The sequence below is a fragment of the Gorillibacterium timonense genome (assembly GCF_001457415.1).
In the GTDB taxonomy this organism is placed as follows: Bacteria; Bacillota; Bacilli; order Paenibacillales; family NBRC-103111; genus Gorillibacterium; species Gorillibacterium timonense.
Window position 1 is genome coordinate 930,719 of record NZ_LN881723.1, and the last position, 24,722, is coordinate 955,440.

20 protein-coding genes are annotated in these 24,722 nt (G+C 54.6%); 8 read left to right on the forward strand and 12 right to left on the reverse strand.

Features of this window, described 5'->3' with window-relative positions; translation table 11 throughout:
• Window positions 1-66: 66 nt before the first annotated feature.
• From BN2684_RS11795 to BN2684_RS11805, 3 genes are all read right to left on the reverse strand, one after another.
• The gene (locus BN2684_RS11795; RefSeq protein WP_058302339.1) at window positions 67-1,068 is read right to left on the reverse strand and encodes a Gfo/Idh/MocA family protein; all 1,002 of its coding nucleotides are present in this window, start codon (window positions 1,066-1,068) and stop codon (window positions 67-69) included.
• Window positions 1,069-1,367: 299 nt separating this feature from the next.
• Entirely contained in the window at window positions 1,368-2,900 is a 1,533-nt protein-coding gene (locus BN2684_RS11800) for a glycoside hydrolase family 43 protein (protein WP_082651900.1), read from the reverse strand.
• Between the two features lie 26 nt (window positions 2,901-2,926).
• Window positions 2,927-4,249, reverse strand: coding sequence for a family 43 glycosylhydrolase (locus BN2684_RS11805; protein ID WP_058302340.1), 1,323 nt, complete (start codon window positions 4,247-4,249; stop codon window positions 2,927-2,929).
• 159 nt (window positions 4,250-4,408) lie between these two features.
• On the opposite strand from BN2684_RS11805, the gene BN2684_RS11810 reads away from it, so the two are divergent.
• The 4 genes from BN2684_RS11810 to BN2684_RS11825 all read left to right on the forward strand — a co-directional run bounded on the left by BN2684_RS11810 (window position 4,409) and on the right by BN2684_RS11825 (window position 8,687).
• Window positions 4,409-5,311 (forward strand): helix-turn-helix domain-containing protein, encoded by a 903-nt coding sequence (locus BN2684_RS11810; protein WP_058302341.1) that lies wholly within the window; start codon window positions 4,409-4,411, stop codon window positions 5,309-5,311.
• A 53-nt stretch (window positions 5,312-5,364) separates the two neighbouring features.
• Entirely contained in the window at window positions 5,365-6,318 is a 954-nt protein-coding gene (locus tag BN2684_RS11815) for a glycoside hydrolase family 26 protein (protein ID WP_262360924.1), read from the forward strand.
• A gap of 55 nt (window positions 6,319-6,373) precedes the next feature.
• Window positions 6,374-6,937, forward strand: a complete 564-nt coding sequence (locus tag BN2684_RS11820) for a TetR/AcrR family transcriptional regulator (RefSeq protein ID WP_058302343.1) — start codon at window positions 6,374-6,376, stop codon at window positions 6,935-6,937.
• A 160-nt stretch (window positions 6,938-7,097) separates the two neighbouring features.
• A complete protein-coding gene (locus BN2684_RS11825; RefSeq protein ID WP_058302344.1) occupies window positions 7,098-8,687 on the forward strand; it encodes an oleate hydratase in 1,590 nt (529 codons plus the stop codon).
• A gap of 93 nt (window positions 8,688-8,780) precedes the next feature.
• Here BN2684_RS11825 and BN2684_RS11830 read toward each other — a convergent pair whose 3' ends face one another.
• Entirely contained in the window at window positions 8,781-9,521 is a 741-nt protein-coding gene (locus tag BN2684_RS11830) for an SDR family NAD(P)-dependent oxidoreductase (RefSeq protein ID WP_058302345.1), read from the reverse strand.
• A 116-nt stretch (window positions 9,522-9,637) separates the two neighbouring features.
• Between BN2684_RS11830 and BN2684_RS11835 the strand changes: the two genes are divergently transcribed.
• Entirely contained in the window at window positions 9,638-10,528 is an 891-nt protein-coding gene (locus BN2684_RS11835; protein WP_082651901.1) for a LysR family transcriptional regulator, read from the forward strand.
• Between the two features lie 243 nt (window positions 10,529-10,771).
• Complete coding sequence (locus BN2684_RS11840; protein ID WP_187385768.1) at window positions 10,772-12,964, forward strand: HelD family protein; 2,193 nt, start codon at window positions 10,772-10,774, stop codon at window positions 12,962-12,964.
• Window positions 12,965-13,263: 299 nt separating this feature from the next.
• Here BN2684_RS11840 and sdhB read toward each other — a convergent pair whose 3' ends face one another.
• From sdhB to BN2684_RS11855, 3 genes are all read right to left on the reverse strand, one after another.
• On the reverse strand, window positions 13,264-14,001 hold the full coding sequence (sdhB, locus tag BN2684_RS11845) for a succinate dehydrogenase iron-sulfur subunit (protein WP_058302564.1): 738 nt from the start codon (window positions 13,999-14,001) through the stop codon (window positions 13,264-13,266).
• A 196-nt stretch (window positions 14,002-14,197) separates the two neighbouring features.
• Window positions 14,198-15,958, reverse strand: a complete 1,761-nt coding sequence (gene sdhA, locus BN2684_RS11850) for a succinate dehydrogenase flavoprotein subunit (protein ID WP_058302346.1) — start codon at window positions 15,956-15,958, stop codon at window positions 14,198-14,200.
• A 10-nt stretch (window positions 15,959-15,968) separates the two neighbouring features.
• Window positions 15,969-16,628, reverse strand: a complete 660-nt coding sequence (locus BN2684_RS11855; RefSeq protein WP_058302347.1) for a succinate dehydrogenase cytochrome b558 subunit — start codon at window positions 16,626-16,628, stop codon at window positions 15,969-15,971.
• A 308-nt stretch (window positions 16,629-16,936) separates the two neighbouring features.
• Here BN2684_RS11855 and BN2684_RS11860 point away from each other — a divergent pair, with 308 nt between their 5' ends.
• The gene (locus tag BN2684_RS11860; protein WP_058302348.1) at window positions 16,937-17,854 is read left to right on the forward strand and encodes a LysR family transcriptional regulator; all 918 of its coding nucleotides are present in this window, start codon (window positions 16,937-16,939) and stop codon (window positions 17,852-17,854) included.
• A 231-nt stretch (window positions 17,855-18,085) separates the two neighbouring features.
• On the opposite strand, the gene BN2684_RS11865 is transcribed toward BN2684_RS11860, so the two are convergent.
• The 3 genes from BN2684_RS11865 to BN2684_RS11875 all read right to left on the reverse strand — a co-directional run bounded on the left by BN2684_RS11865 (window position 18,086) and on the right by BN2684_RS11875 (window position 21,570).
• On the reverse strand, window positions 18,086-19,027 hold the full coding sequence (locus tag BN2684_RS11865; protein WP_148449951.1) for an SH3 domain-containing protein: 942 nt from the start codon (window positions 19,025-19,027) through the stop codon (window positions 18,086-18,088).
• Window positions 19,028-19,187: 160 nt separating this feature from the next.
• Entirely contained in the window at window positions 19,188-20,816 is a 1,629-nt protein-coding gene (locus BN2684_RS11870; protein ID WP_058302350.1) for a hypothetical protein, read from the reverse strand.
• Entirely contained in the window at window positions 20,809-21,570 is a 762-nt protein-coding gene (locus BN2684_RS11875; protein WP_199825314.1) for an ABC transporter ATP-binding protein, read from the reverse strand. Before BN2684_RS11875 ends, BN2684_RS11870 begins: the two co-directional genes overlap by 8 nt.
• A 420-nt stretch (window positions 21,571-21,990) precedes the next feature.
• On the opposite strand from BN2684_RS11875, the gene BN2684_RS11880 reads away from it, so the two are divergent.
• Window positions 21,991-22,479 carry an SAM-dependent methyltransferase gene (locus BN2684_RS11880; RefSeq protein ID WP_058302351.1) on the forward strand — a complete coding sequence of 163 codons (489 nt, stop codon included), beginning with the start codon at window positions 21,991-21,993 and terminating at the stop codon, window positions 22,477-22,479.
• 123 nt (window positions 22,480-22,602) lie between these two features.
• On the opposite strand, the gene BN2684_RS11885 is transcribed toward BN2684_RS11880, so the two are convergent.
• Both BN2684_RS11885 and BN2684_RS11890 read right to left on the reverse strand, forming a co-directional pair.
• Window positions 22,603-23,268, reverse strand: coding sequence for a potassium channel family protein (locus BN2684_RS11885; protein WP_058302352.1), 666 nt, complete (start codon window positions 23,266-23,268; stop codon window positions 22,603-22,605).
• A gap of 31 nt (window positions 23,269-23,299) precedes the next feature.
• Complete coding sequence (locus tag BN2684_RS11890; protein WP_234340222.1) at window positions 23,300-24,676, reverse strand: TrkH family potassium uptake protein; 1,377 nt, start codon at window positions 24,674-24,676, stop codon at window positions 23,300-23,302.
• Between the last annotated feature and the right edge of the window lie 46 nt (window positions 24,677-24,722).

A 24,722-nucleotide genomic window follows, 5' to 3' on the forward strand; every position in this document is an offset into this window, starting at 1 on the left:
CTGTAATAATAGTCAACTCATACTTGTGCAGACGGTTTTGTCCGTAATTAGACCGTTCAGCCGCGTTTATACATTCCCTTCCTTCTCAAACGGGTAAGTCAGCTTCCATTGACCGCGAATCGCGTCGAGGGTTTCCATGATGGCGACGGTCTCAGCCAACGGCATAACGGAGCTTTGTCGTTTCCCTGCCCGCAGGCAGGCCATCGCTTCCTCCGCTTCGAAGCAGTACCCTTCCGCACTCCGCTCATCGTGAAATTCGACCGGGTCCTCGCCGTCCACGAACAGGGTCGCGCTCGTGGCATACAGGAACTTGGGTATGTAGATGCGCCCCTTGGTTCCGACGATCCAGGCATCCTCTCCGATCGCCAGCCTGACCGCTCCATTTAAAGCTGCTGATTTGCCACCCTCGTAGTCAAAGAGAAGGCTGAAATGCTCGTCCACTCCCGTTTCGCCGATTCGGACCGTGCTTTCGATTCGCTTCGGCTGCTGACCGAAGACATACGATGCGAAGGAAATGGGATAGATCCCTGCATCCATCAACGCTCCGCCACCTTGGTCAGGGTTCAACAATCGCCCTTCCGGGTTCCAGCCGGCATCGAAGCCGAAATCCGCCTTCAAGAGGCGCACTTCTCCAATCTTCTCATCGCGCAGCCATTCCCGCACTTTGCGGATAGGCGGCAGAAATCGGGTCCACATCGCTTCCATCAGGAAGGCCCCATTCTCTTCAGCCGCACGCGCCGCTACTTCCGCTTCGGCTGCCGTCATCGTGAACGGCTTCTCGCACAGGACGGATTTCCCCGCCTTCAAGCACAAGAGCAGATTCTCCTTGTGCGCGGGATGAATGGTACCGATATACACAATGTCTACTTCAGGATCTTGCGCCAGCTCCTCATAGCTTCCGTAGGCCCGTGGAATGGAATGCTCAGCCGCGAACTCCTCCGCTTTGGATAGCGAACGAGCGGCTACTGCCGCAACCTCCGCTCCTTCGGCATACGCCAAATCGCGGACAAATTTGCCGGAAATCCAGCCCGCTCCGAGGATTCCCCATTTCACTGTCGTGTTCCCCATCTGTTCTTCCTCCTTCGGTTGTTTCGACATGTTCATTGTAACGGATAGAGGAGAGCGCTGCCAACCGAGAGGAAATGAAGGGATTTGTGCTCCCGGCAACAGAAGATGGTAAGATACGACATTTTGTAACACAAATGAAATATTACTGTTACGCGTTGTTAACAGAGTCAGGTTAGAATAACTAACAAGACCCCCTTTTTTCAATACATTGTGAATGCCCGCCCCGTTGGCGGGCATCTTTTTTTGGGCTTACCGTTATCGACTGATCATTCCCAAGAGTCAAATAGATGAAACAGGCCTTATCTTTGATAATCGAAATAATCAAAAAACGCCGGTGTTTGAGACGGCATGCCATTCCCCGTGGCGTACAAACCAAAATAAACGCCGGTAAAGCCTCCGGAAACCTCCGAGGAAAGGTAGGAGCATTCTCCCTCCCCGATTACTCGTTCCTCTTCACCCGGCCGGGAATAAAGGAAGGTATAGGTTGTCGCATTCGCTCGGATAGCGAGAATAATCTCTCCCCGTTCAAGCGGCTCTTCCCGTTCCATCTTCCACATGCTTCCGATCCGGCGGCGAAACCGAATCACTTTGATTCCATCCTTCCGAGCGATCGCAATATCGTAATGAGCTTTTTCATTCATATAAGCGGTTAAGCCGGCTTCCTCCCCGTCCATTTCGGGTTCAAAGGAGACGAGTGTGCTAACGCGGCATTCCAAATCCTGCTGCCTGCGCCCGACAAAGGCTTGCGGCGACTGCTGATCCAAGCCGTTCGCTGTCCCGGAAAGAGCGAGCCAGCCCGGTTTTTTCTTGAGCGAAATCGTTCCCTCTTGTGGATTCCGCAAGTGATTCCATTGAAATCCCAACCGCTCGGTATTGAAGTCATCTCTGGCAAATCGCGACTCTGTGTCCAAGTCTCCCGAATAGAAGGCCGGTCCTTCCATTTCCAGCTGCACCCGGCCCTGGTCGCCAATCACGGGCCAGCCCGACTCCGTCCATGTCACCGGCGCGAGGTACGTTTCTCTGCCCAAGTGGTGATAGTAGGGGTAGTGGTAGACGCGAATGCCCAGAAATACCGCCCACCAACTGCCGTCATGCGCCTGAACCAGATCGGCATGTCCAGTCGCCTGAATCGGACTCTGGATGCTTCGATGGGTCAGGATGGGGTTATGCGGACAGGACTCGAAGGGTCCATCCGGCTGCTTGCTTCTCGCAATCGTCACCATATGGCCGTATTCCGTTCCGCCTTCCGCGATAAGCAAATAGTAAAAGGATCCGATTCGGTACAGGTGAGGGCCTTCCGGGCATTGCCCACCTGTCCCTTCCCAAATCAGCTTGCGCTCCGAGAGCAAGACTCCCGTCTCAAGGTCGATCTGCGCCTGGTAGATCCCTGAGTGTTCCTCATAGCTCCCTGTCCCCGAAATATACACCTTCCCATCCTGATCGAACATCAGGGAGGGATCGATACCCGGCCAATTCAAAAGAAGGGGATCTGACCAGGGGCCTTCGGGCCGCTCCGCCCATACGTAAAAGTTACCGTTATGCGATACATTAGTCGTAATCATATAAAACCGGCCGTTATGGTGGCGAAGCGTAGGCGCATAAATTCCGACAAAGCTGAAAGACTCCCTTTCCGATTTACTGGATAAGGGAAGTTGGCTCTCTCTGGACAAGCAATGCCCGATCTGTGTCCACTGGACCAAATCCTTGCTGTGAAAAATCGGGACTCCCGGATAATAACCGAACGAGCTGTTCACCAAATAGTAATCCTCGCCAACCCTGCAGACGCTCGGATCCGGGTAAAAACCAGGCAAAATGGGATTCGAAAATTTCATTTGTCTCTCCTCCATCATCAGGAATGTTATTTGTGGAAGACAAAGCCATCCAGTTCACAGAGAGGCCTGCCTTCGAAAAACTGCCCGAAGTAACCGCTGTATTCGTCCTCAAAGACAAGGAATACCGCATGTCTGCCGGTTACGGCCTTAACTGCCGTATGGATCACTTCATGATCGGCTCCGATGTCGCATGTGCCGATGACTTCGCCGTTTTCGCTATGATCAAGCACGATGTTCATCTTTCCTTTGTTGCCGCAGCCTCGTACCTTCACCGTGAATTCCATGGTTTTGCTGGAGTAATCTTCTCCGAAGTCCAAATACTTGAACCCGATCACACATCCGCTGGTAATGTGGACAACGGCTCGATCGATAACATTTCTCTCCGTAATATAGCATCCGCCTTTGAGCACACAAGCGAGATCTGCCGGGATAAACCGATAAGGGGAAAGGGATTGATCAAAGCCTAATGAAGTCATCTCCACCTGAGGAATGCTTCCATCGGGAAGTATGGAGATTCGTTCCACGCAGGCGCGTCTCGACATGACCGTGTTATTCGTCATCCGGTGATAAAAGATATACCACTGTCCCTTAATCTGACAGATCGATCCGTGGTTGTTGCCGCCGGGATAATCGACTCCATTATCAACAATCGTACCACCGTATTGGAAAGGTCCAACGGGAGATTGGCTCGTCGCATAATCGAGCCTGCTCCCCATCTTAGGAGAATAAATCAAGTAGTACGTATCTCCGACCTTGCGAGGCGAGCAGGCTTCAAAGAAGCCGAAGGGCTCATCAACTGGAAGGATATCCGGCTGAAAGGAGTCTGGCAAAATTTCAAGCATATTGTCGGGATTGATTTCAGCCATGTAGGAGCTGAGGTACCCGCAGTAGAGATAAACCCTGCCGTCATCATCTACCAGCACACCGGGATCGATAAAGTGTCCCTCTTCCAGAATTTGCGCGCTGTTGTCCGGAACCCGATAGGTTGAAAGCAGCTTGAAGGGTCCTTCGGGCCTGTCGCTTACCGCAACACAGCCCTTGGATCCAACGATGTAGGCATAGAGGTAATACTGTCCATCCCGTTCAACCACATCTGGAGCATAAAGCTCCCGGTCTGTCCATGAGGTGTCGCTCTCGTGATCCCGGTCCATGCGTGTGTGAAAGCTGTCTCCGTGACATATCCAGTTGTTCAGATCGTGAATGTCAGCTGACCATACCTTCAACGTATAATCACAGAACCGGTCCGAGCCGGCCAAGTCATGAGAGCCGTATACGTAAACACGGTTGCCGAAGACTCTCGGCTCTCCATCAGGGATATACTCCCAATTCGGTAGATAAGGATTTGGCATCGACGCTGTTCCTCCTGAGTTTGTTCATGTATGGAAGCCTAGCCACTCCGTGGCTCAATTTCAGTCTATTGTGATCGCTCCTTTTGATCCTTGATTTTATGGTCGCCTCTATAGCATGATATAGACATGTTTGTCGTTGCGTCTCGGGGAGGAGAACTCGTGGACAAAGTCTACCTGGATTGGTTTACGAAGGATGAGCAATTCCCTTTCTTCATTCAGTATGGCGGACACGATGATGATCTGTTCTTGCATCAACACTATGAATTCTCCGAACTGGTGATTGTGCTGAGCGGGAACGCGACCCATATCGTCAATACCGAAACGTATTTTATCAAGAAGGCGAATGTATTTGTCATCAGCGGCGAAGCTACTCATGCTTACAAAGACCCCCATGAGTTTAAGATTTGCAATATTATGTACAAGCCCGAAATCCTGCGCTTTATCGGTCCGGACCTTCGCCTTTCAAATGGATTTCAGGCGCTGTTCGTCATCGAACCGTTCTATCGCAATCTTCATTCGTACTCCAGCATGCTCAATCTTTCCCTCCCCAATCTGGAATACGTCTCTGCTCTCATCTCGGTCATGATCGACGAATACACCCAAAAGCATCAGGGGTATCAAACGATGGTGCTTTCTCGATTTATGGAGCTCGTCGTCTATTTGTCCAGGCAATACGACAGCCAAGAGAAAAGCATGCCCAGCAAGTTGATGCATTTGGCGAATGCGATCTCCTTCATCGAGGATCATTATCTTGAACCGATCACCTTAGAGGATGTGGCCGACCGTTCAAACGTCTCCGTCCGGCACTTGAACCGGATTTTTCAATCCTATTATCAAACGACACCGATGTCCTATCTGATCCGGCTTCGGTTGGATCGTGCCTGTGCCTTGTTGAAGCATACCGAGCTCCCGATAACCGTCATTTCCTACCAATGCGGATTCAATGACAGCAACTACTTCACGCGGCAATTTTCCAAGGTGTACGGGCGGTCGCCTAAGGCTTACAGACTGAATCCATCAGGGATGAAGTGTGATGTCCAATGGAAAAATGAACAAGGGTAAAGCAATCACATGAAAAGCAAAAAGGAGCGATTGACCTGAAGAAACCAAATCCGATTCCATGTAATCCCAACGCCTCCGAAGAGGTGAAGGCAGTAATGACTTTTTTGTCCGAAGTAGCCGGGAAAGGCTTAATCACCGGGCAGCATACGCAAACCCGCGACCAGAAGGAGCTGGGTTATATTCAAGAGGTTACGGGAAAGCTGCCGGCTTTGTGCGGTTTTGAGCTGCTGAGCTATTCCCCGAATATCAACTACGAGGATAGCGGGGAGGAATGCTTGGTCGAAGTTGAGGAGAACAAGAACACCCTGGAAAAAGCTTGGGATTGGGTTTTGAACCAGAAGGGCTTGATCACCTTCGCTTGGCATTGGTTTTCGCCAATCGGCGGACGGGATAAAAGCTTTTATACAGAATTTACCGATTACGACGCTTCGCAAGCGGTGATCGAAGGAACGGTTGAACATCAAGCTTTGATATCCGATATGGATCACATCGCCGAAATTTTGAAGGAGTTCCGTGACAAACGAATTCCCCTGTTGTGGCGGCCGTTTCATGAGGCGGAGGGTACCTGGTTCTGGTGGGGAGCCAAAGGTCCCGATGTGGCGAGGAAGCTCTACCGGATCATGTATGAGCGTTATACGAACGTCCACCACCTGGACAACCTGATTTGGGTTTGGAACTCACCGCTGAAGGAAGGGTATCCAGGCGATGAAGTCGTAGATGTGATATCCCGGGACTTGTATCCTCCTAAACGCAAGCATACGGCTTTGAAGCCCGAGTACGAGGAGCTCATTCAGATTACCCCCGTTTCAAAAGTGACCGCTCTCGGTGAAATCGGCGTGACTCCGAATATCTCAGAGGTAGCGGCAAACGGGATTCCGTGGGCATGGTATATGATCTGGTCCAAGGAATACGGTTCTACCGACGTTTGGACCTCCGAGAAAGTGCTCTATGCGACGTATCATCATGAGTACGCCATCACCCTCGACAAGCTGCCCCGGCTGTATTAATCTCGATTGAATGCCAGCGTCGGCGCTTTCATTCGATCCGGAAGGAGTTCGCCTCATGTCCCAAATCACCAAAAAGGCTCTGGCCGCCTCCTTGAAAAGCTTGCTTGAGAAGACCACGCTGGACAAGATCACCGTAAAAGACATCGCGGATGACTGCGAGGTAAATCGGCAGACCTTTTATTATCATTTTCAAGATGTGTACGACCTCTTGCGCTGGATTCTGGATACCGACGCCGAGCGTGTGCTTGGAGATAAGAAAACCTATGATACCTGGCAGCAGGGCTTCCTGCAGGTCCTTGGATATGTCCGGGATAACAAATCCTTCGCTACCAACGCCTATCGCTCCCTCGGCCGGGAGCATTTGGAGAGCTACCTCTACAAGATGACCCACGAATTGCTCTACAGCGTCGTCGAGGAAAGCTCGGCGGGACTGAACGTGACAGACGAGCACAAGACCTTCATCGCGGACTTTTACAAGTATGCCTTTGTGGGGCTCGTCCTCGATTGGATTCGCACCGATATGCGCGAGGAGCCCGCCGTCATCATCGCCAAGCTGAGCCGCCTGCTTGAAGGAGAATTCCGCAGCAATCTGGAGAAGTTCGTCGAGCCCGCCAACTAATCAGCTAGAAATCGAACCCTCAAGACCTTTTTACAAAAACCGTCCGGTGTTGAAAGTTTAGACACCGGGCGGTTTTTGTCTATAGAACGGCGGTATGGATCGTCCTAAGATGGGAGATGTAAACGTCAGTGGCATCCATAACTCATAGGAGGTTTGAATCATGACCCATGATCGCGGAACCAAACAGGTGTATTTCGTAGGCGGCGGTCTCGCATCTCTCGCCGGGGCTGTTTATCTGATCCGAGACGGCGGCATGGACGGCAAGAGCATTCACATTCTCGAGGGTCTGCCTATCGTAGGCGGTTCCAATGACGGTATAGGAACTCCGCAAAAGGGCTTCGTCGCCCGCGGCGGACGCATGCTTAACGAAGAGACGTATGAGAACTTCTGGGAGTTGATGTATTCCATCCCTTCCATCCATCAACCGGGCAAGAGCGTCAGCGAAGAGATTCTGGAATTCGACCATGCGCATCCAACCCACGCCAACGCCCGCCTCATCGACAAGGACGGCCAAGTCCTCGACGTGACGAGCATGGGCTTCAGCATGCAGGACCGGATGGCCCTGCTGAAGCTCGTCCGCACCCCGGAGGAAAAGCTCGACAACCTGAAAATCTCCGACTGGTTCAGCCCGCATTTCTTTGAGACCAACTTCTGGTACATGTGGCAGACGACGTTCGCCTTCCAGGAATGGTCCAGCCTGTTCGAACTGCGCCGGTACATGAACCGGATGATCTTCGAATTTTCCCGGATTCATACGCTGGAGGGTGTAACCCGCACTCCTTACAACCAATATGATTCCGTTATCCTTCCCTTGAAAGCTTATCTCGACAAGCATGGCGTGGATTTCTCGCTCCACTGTCGGGTAACAGATTTTGACTTCGCGGAAGGCGAAGGCATCACCGTGACGGCCATCCATTACGAAGACCTGAATGGCAAGGGCATCATCCCGTTAAAAGAAGGCGATCTGTGCATCGCCACGAATGCGAGCATGACCGACTCGGCGACGCTAGGGGACTTGCATACGTCCGCCCCTTTCCTTCCGGAGCGTCCGCTCTCGGGAGATCTTTGGGCCAACATCGCCGCTAAGAAAGCTCCTCATCTGGGTGATCCAAAGCCGTTCTTCGGCAATCCGGAAGAGACGAACTGGACCTCCTTCACGGTTACGATGCAGGGAAACAAGCTGCTGAAGAAGATCGAGCAGTTCTCCCGCAACGTTCCCGGCAGCGGCGCCCTGATGACGTTCAAGGATTCCAGCTGGCGGATGTCCATCGTCGTGGCCGCTCAGCCGCATTTCATCAACCAGCCGGCGGATCAGACGATCTTCTGGGGCTATGGGCTCTACACCGACAAACTTGGAGATTACGTCCAAAAACCGATGCGCGACTGCACTGGTGAAGAGATGCTGATTGAGCTGCTCCATCATCTGCATTGGGAAGACGAGCTGGATGCCATCTTGAAAGACGTCATCAATGTCATCCCGTGCAACATGCCTTACATTGACGCCCAGTTCCAGCCGCGGAAGATGACCGATCGTCCGAAGGTCGTACCGGAGGGATCCACCAACTTGGCCCTCATCAGCCAGTTCGTCGAAATTCCGGAGGACATGGTGTTTACGGAGGAATATTCCGTTCGCGCCGCTAGGATCGCCGTCTACACGCTGATGGGCATCAAGCGGCCGATCGCGCCGGTCACCCCGTACCAGCATGACGTCCGTGTTCTGCTGAAAGCCGTCAACACGAGCTTCCGGTAAAAGGTTCCGATGTTCGAGCATGAAGTGTGACAAATAGAGGAGCGTCCTCCCCGGCTTGCAGCTTATCCGGGCGGGCGCTCCTTTTCAATCGTATCAAATGAGCATGCCATTGTTCGGGCTGATGATCTGACCCGTTAGGGATTCCTGGACGAGAATGGCGCAGGCCAATTCGGCAATGTCCTCCGGCGTCGATAGGCGCTGGAGAGGCAAATGACCGCTCAGGCGCAGCATCTTCTCCTCCTCGCCCTGCCACCAGCGTGTGGCGACGGCGGCCGGGGCGAGAGCGTTCACGCGGATTGCCGGCGCGAGGGCATGAGCCAGCGATTTCGTCAATCCGTGAACGGCGGCTTTGGACACCGCATAAGGCAGCGATGACCCGGAGCCGGTCAACCCGGCGATGCTGCCCATGTTGAGGATCGCGCTGCCTTCCTCGCGCTTGAGGAACGGAGCAGCCGCACGCGCGCAGGAAAACATACCTTTGACGTTCACCGCCATGATCTGGTCCCAGCATTCATCCGTTACCGCCTCCAGATCGGACAGCTCCAGCTGCTTCGTGATACTGGCATTGTTCACCAAATAGTGGATACCCCCAAACTGCTCCACCGTCCACTCGATCATTCTCTTCACGTCTTCCTCTTTCGAGACGTCGGCTTGGATCAAGAGAACCTCCGCTCCCCTCTCTTCCATTAGCATGGCCGCCGCCCTTGCTTCCTGCTCGGAATGGGCATAGTTTAGGACGATGTTGGCTCCCCTTTCCGCCAGCTTCATCCCGATCGCTCTACCGATTCCCGTCGCTCCGCCGGTGATAACCGCTGTTTTCTTATGACCTTCCATGCTGACTTCCCCTTTCGGTTTCGTGGTCCACTGTCCCATCGTACCTCGTCGCGAAAGAGAGGTATAATAGGTAGCAATGATCCCATCCATCAGCCAAACTGATAGGAGGCTGTCTCATGGAAAGCCTGGAGCTTCGCATTTTCCGAGAAGTCGCATATGAACGATCCATCTCTCGTGCAGCCGACAAAATGGGGTATGTCCAATCGAACGTGACCGCCCATATTCGCAGCCTGGAGGAGGAGCTTGGAACCGCCTTGTTTATTCGCCACAGCAAAGGGGTGACCCTCACCGACGATGGGATGCGTCTGCTCGCTTATGCAGACCCGATCATCGAGCTGCTGACGAATGCGAAGCAGCAGCTGCAAAAAGCTACACCCGTGCTCCGCATCGGCGCAACCTCGACCATCGCGGCCGGCAAATTGCCGGTGTGGTTGGCTTCGTTCCGGGAAGCCTGCCCCCAGGTGCGCATCGCCGTCAGAACGGACACTCAGGCGGCGCTGATCGAAGCGGTAGCATCACGAGAGCTGGACTGTGCTTTTGTAAATACAGACTATCACCATCCCAAGCTGAAGAGTGTGCTGCTCTTCCGCGAGCCGCTCGTTCTTGTTGCCCCACAGGAGCGACGCCAAGTCGAGGAGCTCGCTCGTCAGCCGATCATCGTGACCTCAACGCCAGGCTGCCCTTATCGAAGCTTGTTGGAGCAGTGGGTTCTCCTCAGGACCCTCCGTCAGCCGGAAGCCGTTGAATTTGACACGGTCGAAGCGATTCTGAAGGCGGTCTCGCTCGGCATGGGCGTGAGCCTGCTTCCGGCCGGAGTGGTGACGGACGCCTATCCACTGACGTCCTTTCCAGCCGACGAGATCGGCGAGACCTATGTTCAACTGGTGATCGCCAAAGCCCAGGACCATCCGTTTCTGAACCGCTTTATCGAAAGCGTGGACGAGCAGGTCGCCGGAAGCCAGGTTAAGGAGCTTCCATCTACCGCCGACTCTTCTGCGGACGAGTAGGGACATCGCCATGGATGCCAGGGGCGAGTTATCCGCCGTTTTCCCCTTACCCGATTCCGCTATCCCCCTCTCTCCGACGTCCCCCACAAACTCGATCTCACTCTCCCCCCTCTCACCGACGTCCCCCCTTCCTTTGTGCTAAGCTCATTGCCGCTGAATGTCCACTGTGCTATAGTGAAATTCTGTCTTTCCATCCAGAAGGGATCTGGAAGGGCTGAATATGATCCATGGAGGTAACTGATTTTGACGGATTCGAATCAAAGTGCCTATCTGGAAGAAGAGCCCCGTCTGCGCATGACAGCGGATGAAATCCGCTTGCAGCGGGAGCAGTTGGACCAGGTGCCTCGCTACCGCGGGGACGATTACACCGAGCAGGTGCTGGAAAGCGTCCGGGAAGAAAACCGGCAGCAGCTGGCCCGGATTGCAGATGAGCCGTATTTCGGACGGCTCGACTATCAGGAACGAGGAGCTCCAACCTCAGCTCCGCTCTACATCGGCAAAAGAGGGCTGGAGCACTCCGGCGGAGGACGGCTGCTCGTCATCGATTGGCGCGCTCCGGTCGCCGAACTGTACTATTCGTTTACCGGCGGGGAAGATTCCGCCTCGTACGAGTCGCCGGACGGGACCGTCGAGGGCGACGTTCATCTCAAGCGGAACCTACTCGTACGGCAGGGAGAGCTACAGCGGGTCGTCGACTCGTATGTGCGCGGGCAGGAGAACCTCGGCGGCGCGGTCGCCGATGAATTTCTGCTCTATCGCCTCGGCGAGAACAAGGACAACAAGCTGCGCGACATCGTCTCCACCATCCAGGCGGAGCAGGACCGCATCATCCGCGCCGACCGCAACAAAGCGCTTGTCATCCAAGGGGTCGCGGGAAGTGGGAAAACAACCGTCGCCCTGCACCGGCTGGCTTATCTGCTCTATCGTTACCGCGATAGCATGCGAGCCGAGCGGATGATCATCTTCGCCCCCAACCGGATGTTTCTCGACTACATCTCCGGCGTGCTTCCGGAGTTGGGCGTCGGACACATCAAGCAGACAACGCTGCCCGAATGGGCTCTCGACCGCCTGCACGATAGCCTGAAGCTGGCTGACGCCACCGCTTCGTACGAGGAGCACTTCCGGCTGAAGGATGCCAAGCCGCCAGCCGGAGCCCGCAAAGCGAAAGCCGGCGCAGACGCTTCTGCCGATACCGCCGCTCTCGCCGAAACCGATCAGACGGAGCCGCCAGCCGGCCGCTTCAAAGGTTCTCTCGCCTTCTCCGAGTTGATCAACGCCGAGCTGGACCGCTTCGAAGCGGACTTCATTCCGGAGCTGGCTTATAGCCCCTGGGACGGAAGAGTGCTGAAGGCGGAACAGATTCGGAAGTGGTTCTATGAAGACATCCGCCATTATCCGCTCATGAAGCGTCGGGAACGGGGAGAAGCGCGCATCCGCCGCTGGCTGGAGATGCAGCTGGATCAGATCGGCGACCCGAAGGTGCGCAAGGACCGCAAGCAAAAAGCAAACGCAAAGCTGAAAACCTACCTGAAGCAGTGGCCCGCTTATACTCCGCTGACGTTTTACGCGAAGCTGTTCGAGCCGGGAGCGCATGCCGCCGTTCCACCCGGAATCGCCCAGGCGACGCTCAAGCTGCTCCGTAAGAAGACGGTGTCCGAGGAAGACCTCGCGCCGCTGCTTCATATTCATAACCGCTGGTACGGGGTTGACGGCAACGATCGCTTCGATCATGCCGTCATCGACGAAGCCCAAGATTTCTCTCCGTACCAGTTGGCCGTCCTTCGGCAGCATGTACCGACCGGCTCGTTCACCATCCTGGGCGACTTATCCCAGGGGATACACGATTACCGCGGTATCCACCATTGGGAGGAGTTCCTGGATCAGTTCCCGGAGGACAGTCAAGGCTTCTTCCGCCTGGACCGGAGCTACCGGTCGACGACGGAAATCATCGAATTCGCCAATAGCGTGCTGACGAATGGCGGCCTGGGAGATTCCCTCGCCGTTCCGGTCTTCCGCACAGGCGAGCCGGTACAAATTCGCCGGATTCCCTCCACGAAGGAGCGGCAAGCGGTGCTTGCGGAGACCGTGTCCGCCATCCTCGCTGAAGGCGGCATGAATACGGTCGCTGTCATCACCCGCACGGCGGAGGAAGCAACGGAAGCGCATGACAGCCTGCTCCGGCAAGGGATGACCACAAACCTGATCCACGCGGGCAACCTGAGGTATGAAGGCGGCCTGTCGGTCGTCCCCGTCTACCTTGCCAAAGGGCTGGAGTTCGACGCGGTCATCCTGACCGATGTGGACGAGCGCCATTATCTCTCCGACACACGGGACGCGAAGCTGTTGTATGTGGCTTCCACTCGGGCTTTACACCGACTGGACGTTCTCTACTCGGGCGAACCTTCTAAGTTGTTGCCGATTCTGGCAGCCGAATAATTCACAAAGTCAACCACTCGGCCGGTACGCTGTCAGCTCATAATAACTCCTAACAGCTCCTAAACCGGGATGTCCGCACCCTATCTCCGATCCATTGACGTCGCTTGTTATCAACACGTTCAAGGGTGAGGACGTACGGTTTGACCGGCATGGACCGCTAGCTAAACAACAGAGCATTCCCTCTTCATCGCAAGTGAACGCGATGACGGGAATGCTCTTTTTAGATTGGCTAGTACGCCGTCAGCCCTGATCGTGTGGGTATGAATCGGCGTCAATGGGGATGAGAAGTTCTGCGTCTGCTACATGCCGAACCATTTGCGGAACAGCCGCTTGGTCGTATCCTTGTTCATCTCGGCAATGGACGTTGTGAGCGGGATTCCCTTCGGACAGGAGCGGACGCAGTTCTGCGAATTGCCGCAGCCCTCGATGCCTCCGTCTTCCATGAGCGCATCCAGCCGCTCGTGCTTGTTCATCTCGCCTGTAGGATGGGCATTGAACAACCGAACCTGAGAGATCGCCGCAGGACCGATGAAGCTGGTGCGGTCGTTGACATTGGGGCAAGCCTCGAGGCACACCCCGCAGGTCATGCATTTGGACAATTCGTAAGCCCACTGTCGCTTGGCCTCCGCCATGCGCGGACCGGGGCCGAGGTCATAGGTACCGTCGATGGGAATCCAGGCTTTGACCTTCTTTAGTGCGGTGAACATTTGCCCGCGGTCGATGACAAGGTCGCGCACGACCGGAAAGGTCTTCATGGGGGCGATCCGGATCGGCTGCTCCAGCTTATCAATGAGCGCACTGCACGCTTGACGCGGCTTGCCGTTGATCACCATTGAACAAGCGCCGCACACCTCCTCCAGGCAATTGGACTCCCAGCAGACAGGCGTCGTCTTGCTCCCCGAGGCATTCACCGGATTGCGCTGAATCTCCATGAGCGCGCTGATGACGTTCATATTCGGCCGATAAGGAACCTCGAATTCCTCCGTATAAACAGAGGCTTTCGGATCGTCCTGCCGGGTCACGACCAGCTTCACCATCCGGGTGACAGAGGCAGTGAGCGTTACCGGATCATCTCGATGCACCGCTTTCTCCGAATCGAGAGGGAGTGCCGCTTCTATCGTGCTCGCCTGGTTCGCCCGCCATACGGTCCCCGGATTCCCATCCGCTTGGGCCAGATTAGGCGGTGCAGCCGCGCCCGAACCCATTCCTGGTTTCACCACTCTGTCCGCCATCTCAATGCGCCCCTTTCTTCTTGTCCGTGGTGTAGTCCCGCTTGCGCGGCGGGATAAGCGAGACATCCACCGGCTCGTATTCGATGGCGGGGCCGTCTGGGGTGAACCTCGCCTTGGTCGTCTTCAAGAAGTTCTCGTCGTCCCGGTTCGGGAATTCCGGCTTGTAGTGCGCCCCACGGCTCTCGTTGCGAAGCAGCGCTCCTTGGGTCATCGCCTGGGCCAGCTCCAGCATGTTCCACAGCTGGCGGGTGAAGGCTACCCCTTGGTTGCTCCAACGCGCCGTGTCCGTCATGCTGATCCGCTTGTATCGTTCCTTCAGCTGCAAGATCCGGCCGATCGTCTCCTCCAGCCGTTGGTTGTGCCGCACGACCGTCATGTTCTCGGTCATCATCTCTCCCAGCTCGCGATGGATCTGGTAAGCATTTTCGGTTCCGTCCAGCCGCAACAGCTGCTCGTACTTGTCCGCCTGCCGCTCCCGCTCGCCATCGAACATCCTTGAGCTCATATCCTCCGCTTGCTTGCTCAGCCCCTGCACATACTCGATCGCCTTCGGACCGGCCACCATTCCTCCGAAGATCGAAGAGACGAGCGAGTTGGCCCCTAGCCGATTCGCTCCATGGACGGTGTAATCGCATTCCCCCGCCGCGAAGAGGCCGGGAATGTTGGTCATCTGGTTGTAATCCACCCATAGTCCGCCCATGGAATAATGGACGGCGGGAAATATTTTCATCGGAATCCGACGCGGGTCCTCGCCCATGAATTTTTCGTAAATGTCGAGAATGCCCCCTAGCTTGATATCCAGCTCCTTCGGATCCTTGTGGGACAAGTCGAGATACACCATGTTCTCGCCATTGATGCCTAGCTTTTGGTTCACACAGACATCGAAGATTTCGCGGGTGGCGATATCTCGAGGGACGAGATTGCCGTAAGCCGGATATTTTTCCTCCAGAAAGTACCAGGGCTTGCCGTCCTTGTAGGTCCAGATTCGCCCTCCTTCGCCCCGGGCGGATTCGGACATAAGCCGCAGCTTATCATCGCCGGGAATCGCCGTCGGGTGAATTTGAATAAATTCGCCGTTGGCATAGTAGACCCCCTGCTGATAGACTGCGCTAGCCGCCGTTCCCGTGTTGATGACCGAATTCGTTGTTTTGCCGAAAATAATTCCCGGACCTCCGGTCGCCATAATCACAGCGTCCGCCCGGAACACCTTCAGCTCCATTGAACGCAGATCCTGCGCCGTAATCCCCCGACATACGCCCTCCTCATCGAGAACAGCCGAAGTAAATTCCCAGAATTCATATTTCGTGACAAGTCCAGCTGCTTCGTGGCGGCGGACCTGCTCGTCGAGCGCGTACAAAAGCTGCTGCCCAGTCGTTGCTCCGGCGAAGGCGGTCCGGTGATATTTGGTGCCGCCGAACCGGCGAAAATCGAGAAAGCCCTCCGGCGTCCGGTTAAACATGACGCCCATGCGGTCCATGAGATGGATGATGCCGGGAGCAGCGTCGCACATGGCTTTGACCGGAGGCTGATTGGCAAGGAAATCTCCGCCGTATACCGTATCGTCAAAATGCTCCCACGTAGAGTCCCCTTCTCCTTTGGTGTTGACCGCTCCGTTGATTCCGCCCTGCGCGCATACCGAGTGGGATCGCTTCACGGGCACAAACGAGAACAAATCCACCGACACGCCCGATTCCGCTGCTTTGACCGTTGCCATCAGCCCGGCCAGTCCTCCGCCGACCACAATGATTTTGCTGCTTGCCATGGAGGATCACCTACCCTTTCAGAGCGACTGCCGCCGCTTGCTCGAAGTCGGAACCGGTGAAGGCGTTCAGCGTCAGAACGAACATGACCGCCATCACGATGAACAGCCCGAACCAGATGTAACCGGACACCTTCTGCGCCCGCGGCCCGACCGTGATGCCCCAGCTGACCAGGAAGGACCACATTCCGTTCGTAAAATGAAAGGAAGCTGCCAATGTTCCGATGATGTAGAGGGCGTAAGAAACGGGCTGGGTGACAATCTCGTGCATCTGCACGCCAAGCTGATCGTGCGTCACGTTGCCAAGCGCCAGTTGAATTCGCGTTTCATAGACATGCCAGCCGATGAAGATCAGCGTAATGACACCGGTTACACGTTGCAGCATGAAAAGGATGTTCCGGTAATACCCGTAGGATTTAACGTTGTTTTTGGCGGTGAAGGCGACATACATTCCATAGATTCCGTGATAGAGGATCGGCAGCCAAATAAACAGAATTTCCATTCCGAGCAAAAGCGGCAGCTTATTGATCCATTCGATTTTTTGGATAAAACCCTCATGTCCTTCGTTGTAGGCAGAATAGTTCGTGATCAGATGCTCCAGGAGAAAGAACCCGACCGGAAAAACCCCCAGAAGCGAGTGAATCTTGCGGTAGTAGTACGAATTACCCTTCATGAATCCGTTGCCCCCCGTCCATTTGGATTCTCACGCCTCTTCCAGTGACCGCTTGTAAAAATGACCTCTCCCACGATCCGGTGGCATCCGCTGCGCGCCAGGTCTTCGGTTCGCCCTGCCCGCTATGCGCAGCATGCTCTCTTACAACAAATAACCAGAGGAAAATCAAATGATGCAAAGTTCACAAAAATGTAAATTTTCTATCATTCGCTGTGACTATTCTCATCGTACTCTTTTTACACTTATAATGGAAATATCAATCCAGTATAATCAGTTATAACAAATACGCATAAGCAGAGGGGATGCGGGTGAAGGATTGGGAAGTGTTCACCGCTGTAGTCGAGCAGGAGAGCGTCAACCGAGCAGCCGCTCTGCTGAGCCTGTCTCAGCCTGCGGTGTCGCGGAAAATCATGGTCCTGGAGGATGAGCTGGGCTTGCGGCTGTTCGACCGGGAAGGCAAACGGCTCCGACTGACCCGGGCCGGTCGAATGTACTACGAGTATGCGGTGAAGATGCGCGCCCTTGATCTGGAGCTGCATGAAGCCTTCGGACGGCTCCGAGAAGGAACCGCACCACTCACCTTGACGATCGGCGCCAGTCTCACCACGCTGCAGACGACGCTGCCCGACCTGATCACGGCATACGCGGAAGCTTTTCCTGAGACAGACATCAAAGCGATCACCGGCAAAACCCACGAAATCATCGGCCTCGTCAAGGAGAAGAAGGTCGATATCGGCCTGATCGCATCCCGAGCGGATCATTCGGGCGTTCTCTGCATCCCGCTCTTTGACGATCATCTCGCGCTCGTCCTCTCTTCCGGACATCCGCTTGCGGAGCAAGAGGCTGTCGCCATGAAGGAGCTGAACGGCCTGCCGATGATCCTCTTCGCGCGGGGAACCTGGTACCGGACGCTCGTGGACGAATTGTTCGATGCGAGCGGTCTTCTGCCGGACGTGCGGATGGAGATCGACTCGTTTGAGGCGATCCTCCGACTCGTCTCCTCGCTTAAGGCCGCGACTCTGCTGCCGATGTCCTATTTGCGACGCCAACTGTTCGAATCGGGCGAGCTCGTGCTCCGCCAGCTGCCGGAGCTGGTGAAAGCGAAGCGGACTACCTCGCTGATCTTCACCGCGGAAGCCGCTGGATCAGCTCATTTGCAGCTTTTTGTGGAGAAGGCCGAGGAACATCTGTCCCGCAGGAAAGAAGGCGCAGCCTCGTCCACTTAACGGATCATCGCGAGCGAAAAAAAAGGCGTTCCCCCGCTCAGGGGACGCCTTACCGCTCGTTCCTTATACCGGCTGCTCCATTGCTTGCAAACTGCCATTCTGTGGAAGTTCTGAGTTCATTCTGCGGTCATATTGCGGCCACAATGGGACCACTCTACGGCTTATATTGTGGTCATCGCGAGGTCATTCTGCGGCCATTCCATTGTCCTAAAACAAGCGGTCACTTCTTCCTCAGCGGTTAATAGAATCGACGTTACCCGCTATATCGCTCTGTTGAAACGGGTTGGGAAAGAAATCCGCTTGCCGGATCAACCCCGTAAAGCCAGCTGGACCGTAGACGCGATAAAAGTCCCCTTTTCCTTCGATTGACAAAGCCTCGGAGATCATCAAGGGGTAAGCGGGCTGTTCTTGAGTGGCGTTGCCTTTGTCATCGTACATGCTTCCTCCTGCTCGAAGAAGGCCTTCTTTGACGTCTTCCGCCCGGTATGGACTCAAATCCGCTTTTTTCATCCACCGGTCTCCATAATCCGCTGCTTCAAACAGGCAGAACTCCACCTGCATCCAATCCCCGAATTCCGCGGTAACCTGCACAACTCTTCCTCCCTCAAGCGGCAACGGATCTGTTGATGCGGACGATTCCGGATACAGATACAGGGGCGGTCCGGCAGCCGGTACGAGCATCAGCTTCGGCTTCCCATTCCGGATCTTCTCCGCTTCCTTCGTCAAATACCAGGTGGGCAGCCATCCTGACTTTCCGTCTGCTTCGATCCGAGCGTACGGTCCCTTCAATTCTATTACTGTGTAGGTCTCGTCAGGCTTCGTACGGAATCCCGATGCCGTTACGATGTTCTCCGGCTCCTCCTTCACCCCGAAGGATCCTTTTACCGGATAGGCTTCCCCGATGCGGATGCCGAATGCCTCCGCTTGCTTCGATTCGGGCAAGGGTGTGGTATCCAGACCTTCGGCAGGAGTATGGAGCGCTCCCGGAGGATTTGAAGCAGATCCTAGCGGCTCCGTTGGACTGTTCGATGGCAATGAACCCTCCTGTCCAGATACGCTCGCTTGCCCCGATGTCGGGACCGCATCCTTCGAGGTCTTATCGCCATCCTGATCACAACCAGCCGTAAGAATGGCGGCAAGCGCCAATCCGGCCAACACCTTGGTCCTCATCATGCCCATCTCTTCTCCGCTCCCCGTTTTCTCAACCTTTTCCCTAATGTCAACCTTTTATCCCATGCGAAGCTTCTTCCTTAATAGACTGTCGGAAGCTGGATCAGGTTTCCAATCTCAAGAAAAAAGTTGAGCGAAGGAAGAGGAAGAGTCGGGATTCCCCTTATTTCAAGCGAAAGGTCCGTGCTCCGTACTTCCCGAGCACTCCATACACGACTCCTCCATAAAGCAAGGTTGCCGCAAAGCATCCCGCCGCGAAAGCAGAGGATTCCGGAATCCAGAGAAAAAGGCAAGCCGCAACAGGAACAACGAGCGAGCTGATCACATGGTAAAACGGGCTTTTTACATTCATTTCCGTCGAATAGGGCTGAAACAGATAGTACAGGGAGAGATAATGCACCGAGTAAAAAGCGGCGAGCGCCGGAAGGGTCAGCAATTGGAACAGCCAATCCTGAGTGAGCGAAATGTCCGCCATCAGGAGCAGCAGGAGAATGCCCAGAGCGAGAACCACGGCAATGAGGAGATTCGCTGCCAGCAGCTTGCCAAGTCGAATCCGGTAGTTCTCCAGAATGGCCGAACGCGAGCGGTAGAAGGAATAGCGCAGCAAGCTTCGATCGCAATGGTAGAACAGGTTCTTGATGTAAGGCTCGCCCAAAACGAGGAACGCCATGGCGATCAGAAAAATCAGCTTCAGGTTTCCCCATTTCACCGTGTTTATGGCCTTCTGGACAGCCGACAAGTCCGGGGTGAGAAGAAGCACGAGCGTCCCCAACAAGACGGCGATGCCGATTCCCATCAGCCTTTTCTTCAGAGGTACGATCAACAGATGCCGGTACCTGGCAAAAAACAAGGCATTCAAATAGCGGTAGCCTGTCAATCGGGCATGCTTCCCGGAGTCTGCGGGATCTAGCGCCATGTCTCCTTCTTTCACCCGTAGGGACTCCTTCTGGGCTTCGCGCATCATCTTTCCGAGATCCAGAAGAGGTTCATCCACCCGCGTTACCGCATCGACGGCTGCTGGATAACGGTTGAATCTCCACAGGTAGAATGCGCTTCCGATTCCGATGGCGATGATTGCCGCTGCCACCGGCCAGCTGAATAGAATCGTACGGACCGCCGGAGTAAAATCTTTTACCGCAAATAGAGGGACATAAGCAAGCCCATAACCTGCAAGAATTGCCGTCCATACCACACCGTTTCGTTTGATCAGATTGATACCGGTCCGGTCGAACAGCTTCAAATGAAAGGCTTCGGCAGCAAGCCGCCAGGACGTTATCAGAAGCGACAGAAGAACCCCCATCCAGACAGAGGCTCCCAGGGTCGTACAAGCCACAAGGAGAACCGGGAGAAATTGCAGGAGGAATCCCGCATACCGCAGGGATAGACTCGAGCGCATATAGAGGGTGGGAGGAATTCTCATCAGCTTTACCATCAAATACTTGTCCCTCTTCGGCTCCATGACGACGACATTGGAGAAGAAGCCCACTCCGAAGCTGAGAACGACGAACAGATAGAGAAATCGTTCCAAAGCCGCTTCGGCCGTAAGCTCCGAAGCGAGTTCCGCCGCAGGCAGGTAGAGCAGAAGCCACACATAAGCGGCCTTCGTTAGAGTTCCTCCTGCTGCCGTCAACAGCCGGACAAGGATTCCGAGCCTCCGCTTATGGTCGACATGGGCGTAGATTCCATCCTTGATCCCCTTTCCCACTATTGGCAGCTTCTTCGTATAATAGATCAGCCGGTTGGCTCCAGCCGATGAACGGATTCCCCAGATGGCGCGGACCGCATCAAGCATGGTTCTCCTCCTTCAGCAGCTCCACCAGCTCCGCTTCGAAGCTGCTGCTCGTCAGCCGATCGGCAGAGATCGGCTCCAGCTTCCCCTTGTGAAGCAGCACGACCTCATCGCATAATTCAGCCGCGAGCTGGAGGATGTGGGTGGAGAAGAGGATGATGTGATCCCGCTTCATCTCCAGCAGCAGCTGCTTGATCTCATGCGCGACTACGACATCGAAGGAGGTCAGCGGCTCATCCAGCAGAATTACCGGAGGCTTCGCGATGAGGAAGCAGAGTATCTGAATCTTGTTCTTCATGCCGTGGGAATAATCCTTGATCAGCCGATGCCGGTCTTCGCGCGTCAGCCTGACCAGGTCGAGGTAATCGTCCGGGCTTTGCCCCGATCCTTGAGCCTGAGGGTGAATCTCCCGATAAAATTTGACAAACTCATACCCCGTCAGAAATTCGGGCAGGATGGGCTGGGAAAAGACATACCCGACGTCCTCCGGCGATAGCGGGCTTGACCTGCTGTATGGTTCCTCTCCGCTTGCTCCTTCGGGCCTCACCTGTTCATCAGGGAGGCCGATGATCCGGGCTCCGCCCGCTTCGGCTTGCTGTTCTCCGCTCAGACAATTAAAAAGCGTAGTCTTGCCCGCCCCGTTTCGCCCGAGAAGCCCGTAGATCCGTCCTTGCTCAAACGTGTAATCGACTCGATCCAGAACCCGCTTATCTCCAAACGATTTCTCCAATTGCTCGATCACCAGTTTTAAGGTCACCCCAGCTTCGCTCCTCTCAAGTGTCTCTCTTCAAGTACCTCTCTTAATGCACCTCTACGAAAAAAGCAACAACCGGTTTCGAAGGCATGCAAATATACCCATATGAAGGCAGAAACAACAGAATGAAAGCTTTTCAGCATAGACATTCATTCACTCGCAACCTAGCACGGTATGTTCAAGGTCTTTTGGTTGAATGCAACCATGCACGCTATTGCCTTTAGCACGGGCGGCTCCAAACCTCAAGCACTACCTTTGGTGTAGAGCCAAAATAAGACAGGACTAAAATTATCCTGTCTTAAGGTGGGTCAAACCCTTGTTGCTATTGCTAATATCAATACTCATAGGATGGATTAACTGTCTCACCCATGTTGAAAGTGCTTATTGGAAGTCTATTTTAATTGTAACTGAATGATCCTCTAATTGCTTTTCCATCATGTTAGCGCAAGTGATAATTATCAACGTTTTGTGAAAGCAGGCGTTGATGATAGGGTTTTCCCTATTCAAGCAGAAGCCCACAAATTGCCCTATGCGGACGGCTTTTTTGATTCCGCAATCAGCATTGATTCCTATCACTATTTTGGTACCGACAAATGCTATCTGTGCGATCATTATGCAAGATTGGTTAAGCAGGGCGGTCAGTTTGGCCTTGTGAATCCCGGCTTAACCCGCGAGTTTGAAAAGGGATTGCCAGAATCCATGAAACCTCTGTGGGAAACGAATATGTATGCATGGCATAGCGCCGGGTGGTGGAAGGATCTGTGGCAAAAGTCGGGTTTGGTTGATGTAACCTATGCAGAAGAAATACTTGACGGAAAATCAATTTGGCGCGCAACAGCCGACGATGAACTCCATGATGCGGACGCGGAAAATTATCTAACACTCATGCTAATGACAGCAGTCAAAAAGTAATATTTTTAAAGGGAGGGCTTAGGCTCTCCCTTTAGCTGTATCGAAAAACGATTGTGTTATCCGGCTTTTCGTTTTCGTTGTGGATTGAAGTTAACCAGTTGCTTTCAGCATGCGCATGATGACTCAGCTGCCTATCGCTTCCTCAAAGCGCTCGATCTGATCGTTCGTGCCGATCACGACCATGACATCGTCCGCATCGACGATGTCGTCTGCGCTCGGGGCGATGCTCACCTTCCCCGATTTGTTGAAGAGCGCCACGACGCTGCAGCCAAAGCGAGCGCGGGGATTGATCTGCCGCAATGTTTGGCCCGCAATTCGCACGGTCGCTCTCAGCTCCGCAATCGTGTACTCCGAAGACAGCTCGATGTAATCGAGCAGGTTCGGCGTTCCGAGCTGATGGGCAACGCGGATGCCCATGTCGCGCTCCGGGAAGACGACCCGGTCGACTCCGATCTTATGCAGCACCTTTCCGTGAATCTTGGATACCGCTTTGGCGACGACGGTTTTCACGCCAAGGTCCTTCAGCAGAATGGCGGTCATGATGCTCGCCTGAACATCGCTGCCGATGGCAACGACACCGCAATCGAAATTGCGCAGGCCAAGCGATCTCATCGCTTCTTCATCGATGGATTCAGCGACGACCGCATGGGTCAGATAGGGGCTCATCTCGCTCACCCGCTCCTCATCCCGGTCGATGCCGAGCACCTCATACCCGAGCTGATAGAGCTCCCGAGCCAGACTCGCTCCGAACCTCCCAAGCCCGATGACCGCGAACTGATTTTTGCGCATACGACTCTTCCTCTCAATTCCTCTATTGAAGTTACCCGATCGTGATTTTGCCTTCCGGGTACCGGTATAATTCCTTTTCGGGTTTGGGCTGAAGCGCATAGGCGAGCGTCAGCGGGCCGAGGCGCCCGAGGAACATCATGAAAATGATCAGGATTCTCCCCACGAGGGTCAGTTGCGGGGTCAGACCCATGGTTAAGCCTACGGTTCCGAAACCGGACGTCACCTCAAACAGGATTCGCAGGAAATCGACATCCTCCGTCGTCGAGAGCACCATGGACACCAGAATGACCAGGATGAGAGCGAACAGCGTCAACGTGATCGCTTTGTTGATCCGATCCTTGGCCAGCCGGTTCCGGAAGTAAACGATGTCCCCCTTGCCTCGCAGCATGGCGATCATCGCTCCGATCAGAATGGAGAAGGTCGTCGTCTTGATCCCGCCGCCGGTTGAGCCGGGAGAGGCTCCGATGAACATCAGGATGATCGTGAAAAATTGCGAGGCCTGCCTCATCCCGGTGATGTCGATGGTGTTCGCTCCCGCCGTTCGCGGGGTAACCGAAGCGAAGAAGGATGCGAGCACCTTCCCACCGGGACTGAGCGGACCGAGCGTATGAGGATTGGTATATTCGAACACGTAGAAGACCAATGCGCCGATGCCGATCAGAAGACCCGTAGAAGCCAGCACAACCTTGCTGTGCAAGGACAGCTTCTTCTTAAAACGGTAGTCGTGCACATCCGATATGACGATAAAGCCGATGCCGCCGATGACGATCAGCAGCATAACGACGATATTCACGAGCGGGTCCTGCGCATAAGAGGTTAAGCTGGTGAAGGGACCCGTGAGAGGTCCGAACAGATCGAAGCCCGCGTTGTTAAACATAGATACCCCATGAAACAGGCCGAAAAACAGGGCATCCCCTAGAGGCATGTCATAGGCGAAGCGCAACGCGAGCAGCAGCGCCCCGGTTCCTTCCACGATCAAGGCATACAGCAGCACCTTGCGGATCAGCCGCACGATTCCTTCCATGCTGCTTTGATTGAGGGCCTCCTGCAAAATAAGCCGCTCTCTTAGCGAAATCCGCCGACGGAAAACCAGCATGATCAGCGTGGCCATCGTCATGAACCCGAGTCCGCCGATTTGCATGAGCAGCAGGATGATGACCTTCCCCTGCAGGCTCCAGTGAATGCCCGTATCCACGACGACGAGCCCGGTCACGCAAGTTGCCGATGTTGATGTAAAAAGAGCGTCGACGAACCGGGTCGGCTCGCCTGAAGCGGAGGAGGAAGGCAGCATCAACAGACCCGCTCCGAGCAGAATGATCAAAGCAAAGCCGATGACGAGAATTTGCGGGGGTGTCAGACGAATGAACAAGCGGGCCGATACCCGCTCTCTTCTGCTTCCAATGCTCAAAGCTCTACCACCTGCTCCTTCCATTATTCCGCGTTCACGGCGACCC